2 protein-coding genes are annotated in these 1479 nt (G+C 64.0%); one reads left to right on the top strand and one right to left on the bottom strand.

Features of this window, described 5'->3' with window-relative positions; all coding sequences use genetic code 11:
• The coding region (locus tag RA20_RS24375; protein ID WP_039135541.1) for a response regulator at positions 1-521 on the top strand (521 nt) is incomplete at its 5' end.
• 261 nt (positions 522-782) lie between these two features.
• Here the strand turns inward: RA20_RS24375 and yaaA are convergent.
• Positions 783-1479 (bottom strand): peroxide stress protein YaaA (gene yaaA / locus RA20_RS24370; protein WP_039135538.1); only part of this gene is annotated, 697 nt, incomplete at its 5' end.

The raw sequence follows: 1479 nt of genomic DNA, 5'->3' as shown, positions 1-1479 counted from the left end.
CCGAGACCGAGACCGAGGCCCAGACGCCTCCAAAGGAAGCGCTGCAAGCCGCGCCCGCAGCAATTGAGCCGGCCAACCCGCCGCAGCCGGAAATCCGCCGGATGCGGGTGCTGGCAGCCGAGGACAACAAAACCAACCAGCTGGTGTTCCGCAAGATGGTGAAGGAGCTGAACATCGAGCTGAAGTTTGCCAACAACGGCCTGGAGGCGGTTGAGGGCTTCAAGTCTTTCGCCCCGGACTTGATCTTCATGGATATTTCGATGCCGATGATGGACGGCAAGGAAGCCACCGCCGAGATCCGCAGGATCGAAGCCGGCACCGGCGGCCATGTCCCTGTTGTCGCTTTGACCGCGCATGCAATGACCGGCGATTCCGAGGGCATTCTCGCAGCCGGTTTGGACCACTATCTGACCAAGCCTCTGCGCAAGGCCCTGATTCATGAAAAGATCCGCAGCTTCGCGCCTGAGGACGCTCAGCCCTTGGACCTGGGCGGCCCCTCCGCAATGGCCGCGCAGAGCTGATCTGAAGGCATGCTGTCTGGCGGCCCTGCTTGTGCGGGTCCTTGCCGCCGTAAGATCTTCTCCAGCAGAATCATCTGCAGCCAGGCGTTCCGCCCGCCATCCACGGCACCCAAACGCTCCCGCCCCCGCAGGCACGCCGGCTGCGCCGGCACGCCCTCCTGCGGCCTTGGGCCCGGCAGCGCGCAAAGCGCGCTGCCGGGCCCAACCGGGACGGTGCACTCTTTGAGTGCGGCGGAGCGGGCGGGAGCTTTCCCTACGGCCTCAGGCGCTGCGAAGGAAGACGGGTTTGTCCGGTTCAGAAAGTCCGGGCTGGTAGACATAGCCGCCAGCGTCGAAGTCCTTAAGCGCCTCAGCAGCATCCAAACGGTGCTGGATGATGTAGCGCGCCATCGCTCCGCGGGCGCGTTTAGCATAGAAGCTGACGACCTTCGGAGTGCCGTTCTTGTCTTCCATGAAGACCGGGGTGATCACCCGGGGTTTCAGGGCCTGCAGGTCCACTGCGCCGAAATACTCCTGGCTGGCGCAATTCACCAGGACAGAGCTGCCCGTGGCCTCCGCCTGTTCGTTCAGAGCATCGGATATCCGGCTGCCCCAGAATTCATAGAGGTTCTTGCCGCGCCCATTCTTCAGCCGCGAGCCCATCTCCAGCCGGTAGGGCTGCATCGCATCCAGCGGCCGCAGCACGCCGTAGAGGCCGGAGAGGATGCGGAAATGATCCTGCGCCCAAGCCATTTCTTCAGCATCCAGCGATACGGCTTCCAGCCCCTGGTAAGTATCGCCGGCAAAAGCCAGCGCCGCCGGGCGGGTGGCCTCTGTTGCCGGATCCGCCGAAAAGTCCTGGAACCGGCCATAGTTCAGCCTGGCAAGGTCTTCGCTGATATGCATCAGCTTCATCAGATCCGCCACCGACTGGCCGCGGGCCACCTCCGCCAGCGCCACCGCCTCGTCATGCAGCTGC

The organism is Leisingera sp. ANG-Vp, from assembly GCF_000813725.1.
In the GTDB taxonomy this organism is placed as follows: Bacteria; Pseudomonadota; Alphaproteobacteria; order Rhodobacterales; family Rhodobacteraceae; genus Leisingera.
This window is presented reverse-complemented; position numbering and strand designations above follow the sequence as displayed.